The organism is Vibrio sp. Vb1554 (assembly GCF_033344235.1).
In genome coordinates this window covers 1-3,874 of record NZ_JAWPOJ010000065.1, presented here as the reverse complement: position 1 = coordinate 3,874, position 3,874 = coordinate 1, and the positions used below count along the sequence as shown (strand labels likewise).

The window sequence follows — 3,874 nt, the reverse complement described above, 5'->3', positions numbered from 1 at the left end:
TTGCTCAGCACTACAATAAAATGAGTTCGCATCGACTAAGGCATACATTATTTTGTTCTCAGCAGGTGACTTGGTCTATGGCAACGTATGGATCGGATGACGACACCTTCTAACGAGAAAGAATCACATTCGGTAATCAGGGTTGGTTGATACTTATCGTTTGCTGAAAGCAATAACTTGCGATGAATATCAATCTGCTTACATATGAATTCACCATTAAGGTTCGCAACAACGACGTCATTCTGTTTTACATCGACGTGTCGATCTACGATAAGCAAATCTTGGTCAAATATACCTAACCCTTGCATGGAATCACCACATGCTCTTCCGATGAAAGTTGCACTCGGATGCTCGACTAAAAGCTCATCGAGATCGAGAGATAGTTGACTGTACTCGGTAGCTGGCGACTCAAATCCAGTGATGCCAGCATGTGCGCTGATTGGGATAACTTTCATAAATGATACTGTATAAATAGACAGTATCATTTTGGTGTCAAAAAGTCATTTTGGCAAGTCGGTGTGAACTGTTTGCCTACTATCTCAGCAAATTTAATTTGGCGATTTGAAGGTTTGTTTCTATGTTTCTGATAATCGGAATTTTATGAGGACAAACGTTGTGATGGAATTAGATCAAAGGCGACTTATAGTGGTTAAGAACTTGCTTAATAAGCTCGAGTTTTACACTGATGAGGTGGTTGAAGAGGGGAATCGAAAAGGGTTGTGTATAGATATAAACGGCTGGCACCTTTACCCAGTATTTCAGTTTGATGAAAACATGGAATTACAAAATCGACTAAAGAGACGTCTCGATGATTTAAGAACAGGCCGAGATGACATTGATGTCCTGTACTGGCTATTTGCTGAGAAAACCGTGCTGATGTGCAAAGCGGTTGCGCCTTACCAGTTGGTAGAGAAAGCTTTGGGTAATGGTGATCTAAAAATTTACAATGCTTTAGTTTCGGCAGAAGCTAGCCAGAGTGAATATCTGACCGCTCGTCCTATTGATTTACTTGATAGAGACGAATTCGACGTATTTGTCGATGATTGGAAGATAGGAAACTATCGAATGATCCCTAGGAAAGAGCTTAAGGGCATTTCGGGTCGGTGAAGCTGAAGCAGAAAACATCGAAGCGTAACTTTGAGCCTGTGGGGGAGTTGCTGGCTCATTGTTGCCTGAAGCCACTAAAAGCAAACACACCTTTGCACCTAAGTTTGCTAGCGTTGTTACTCAATAATTTTAGATCAATGATTAAATCAATCAGTTTATATAATCCCTCAGCCAAAATTCAAACCTATATATAATTGATGTGCGATATTTCTTTTTAAATGAAAAACTCTATGTCTTTGTTCTTTGCAGATGATTTATTGAAGTACATGCTTTTATCTGCATTGGACAATACTTCATTGATAAGCTTTGAATTTGCCTTACTTTTAAAGGTGTAACTTCCGATACTTAATGAAATCCATATTTTTTGACTATTCCAGTGTAAAGGGCTGGACTCAAGGCAAAGATGCATCTTATGGATTACTTTATCCACATCCTCTTCATTTGATACTCGGTGTAAGATAACAACGAATTCGTCGCCTCCAACTCTCGAAATGAAATCAGATGAACGCAAGCAACGATTTAAGGATGAGGCTGTATGCTTCAAGGCTTCATCACCAGCCTCATGCCCTAGGGAATCATTAATTTGTTTGAACTTATTTAAATCGATATTAAGAACAGTAAACTCAACGATTGAACCCTCTCTCGACATTATTTTAGTCATTTTTTGAAATAAGTAACGGCGATTAGGTAATTGAGTAAGCTCATCATGTAATGACAAGTTTTGAGCACGTAAGTAGTTTTTGACTAACGCTATTAGAAGAAAATAGCCAATAGAAAAAGTTGCAATCCCAAGGGTCATGAAAATAATTTTAAATTTATATATGCCATCCGTTTCACTAAAGTCTTTATATGAAGCAAATAAGATCCAATTGTTATTTGGCAAGTATATGGGGTAGCTTATATCATAGTTCTCAACAGCAATATTGTTACCCTCAATAAGTCTATTACTCTCTCCATTTGAGTTGCTGGCAACTAGCGCAATGTTTGCGCCGCTAACATCTTGTATTTTCGAAGCTTCTATTAGTTTGTCATAATTTATAACGACACTTAGGCTACCCCAGTAATTTTTGTTTTTAGGGGGGTCTGTAAATATTGGGTATCTTGCAATAAGAGTTGTTCCTCCTTGCACCAGTTCTAATGGCCCAGCTATGAAAACTTTTTGAGTATCTTTAGCTATCTGAACGGTTTCGTACTGATTTGGAACAGTTCTAAAGTCCAACCCAATTGCCTTTTCATTACCTTCTAAAGGATATACATGAGATATGATGTCGTTGGGTGCTAGTCCGATATTTCTAACAAACGCAGCTTTGGATAAAAATTGACTGGATACAGAGTTCCAATTTTTTGTTGCGAAATCAGGGTCTAATGACACCACCGACGCGAAGCTATCTGCAAGGTAAGTATCACGAAATATATTCGCTTCAATACTATATCTAACTAACGCTACGTCATACTGAATTGTCTCTTTTACTTGTTGGATTTGTCTTTCGAGAAACTTATCCGTTACTAGATAGATGATCATATAACTAAAGACGCCATACATTATGGTTAATGTCCAAAACAACCAAGGGCTAAATTTATATTTATGTAACACAAGGACACTCACAACACCGCAATACAAGTTAATGGGTAACTTTCAGTAATCTCTCTATAGATATTAGACTAACATTATGTATTAACTAGGCTTTATCGGTAAAATGATGAAAATAAATCAAGAAGCTACGAGCTGATTGGCTATACCCATGAATCGTCTTGGCCTCATGCCCCAACTTCAATACAAAACAACCAACAGGAAACAGCACAACAAAGTGCTAATCAACAGTTTATCTCTGGCCTTTTGTATTGATGAGGAAACGATAGCAAAACAAACAAGGCAAACGGGACTACGCTGATATAACTACTTAGCCATTACTACCTCAATAACGGTAATAGTATTCAACCCCGATCATGGACATACAAGCGTTTAAGGTTTAAAGATACTTTTACTAATCTGATGTTAGTGGTTTACCAGATGACGTGTAACTCACATTTGTCCAAAAACGTGTTGAACCAACTGCGCTGTGTTAAATAGGGGCTCGAGAGAGCCCCATGTATCATCATGGCTTAGACTTTTTCCCTACTTTTACGGCTCTTCCCCTTAACGCTTCAAAGGTTGCTCTAACGCGAGATGTGGTGTTGGAAGTAGCGTTCTCTGAAAGCGGCGTCAATAAGCTTTCATCGCAGTTAGTGAAACGGGCTAAACAGTCTTGCTCGAACTTAGATTGCTTCTCCTTCTTGCCAAGACCTCCAATCGTTCGGCCCATGTCATACTTTTTGTCCATGAATTTGGAGATCTCATCATTTTGGTACTTCTCTACATTAAAGCTTTTATGGCCGTAGCCCATGTTAGACAGTATCGACTCTAGACGGGCCAAGGCCTGCTGAATGTCCTCGGCTTCATCCGCTTTTAGCTCTAATCCTCTTGAATCACTTGTGCGACTGCCGTCGACACGTTCAATTTGACCAATAGTTTCACACAAATGGTGGATCGGGGCAGCGAACAGATGAACGGTATCGCCGTTTTCTAGAGTAACTGTACCTCGTTCTTTGTTTGCAACGTTTTCGAGATTTTCTTTGACTGCAAGTCTGCAATAGACTTGGATTTTGTCGAAGTAGCTGTCCTTAAGAGACATAATGTCTGGTTGAAAATACGTAACTCTTCACCCGCGAAGCCTTGACAGCGAAGTTATGTGACAAGGTTAACTTGATCCCATACTCAACTTGAGTG

4 protein-coding genes are annotated in these 3,874 nt (G+C 39.2%); 1 reads left to right on the top strand and 3 read right to left on the bottom strand.

The window, feature by feature from the left end; translation table 11 throughout:
* Positions 1 to 47 precede the first annotated feature (47 nt).
* On the bottom strand, positions 48 to 455 hold the full coding sequence (locus tag R8N28_RS23515; RefSeq protein WP_029788667.1) for a LexA family protein: 408 nt from the start codon (positions 453 to 455) through the stop codon (positions 48 to 50).
* Between the two features lie 160 nt (positions 456 to 615).
* Here R8N28_RS23515 and R8N28_RS23510 point away from each other — a divergent pair, with 160 nt between their 5' ends.
* Positions 616 to 1,107 carry a hypothetical protein gene (locus tag R8N28_RS23510; protein ID WP_237289078.1) on the top strand — a complete coding sequence of 164 codons (492 nt, stop codon included), beginning with the start codon at positions 616 to 618 and terminating at the stop codon, positions 1,105 to 1,107.
* 214 nt (positions 1,108 to 1,321) lie between these two features.
* Here the strand turns inward: R8N28_RS23510 and R8N28_RS23505 are convergent, their stop codons facing one another.
* Both R8N28_RS23505 and R8N28_RS23500 read right to left on the bottom strand, forming a co-directional pair.
* The gene (locus R8N28_RS23505) at positions 1,322 to 2,629 is read right to left on the bottom strand and encodes a diguanylate cyclase (RefSeq protein ID WP_318183474.1); all 1,308 of its coding nucleotides are present in this window, start codon (positions 2,627 to 2,629) and stop codon (positions 1,322 to 1,324) included.
* 574 nt (positions 2,630 to 3,203) lie between these two features.
* Positions 3,204 to 3,779: a hypothetical protein gene (locus R8N28_RS23500; RefSeq protein WP_318183473.1), complete on the bottom strand. Its 576-nt coding sequence runs from the start codon at positions 3,777 to 3,779 to the stop codon at positions 3,204 to 3,206.
* Between the last annotated feature and the right edge of the window lie 95 nt (positions 3,780 to 3,874).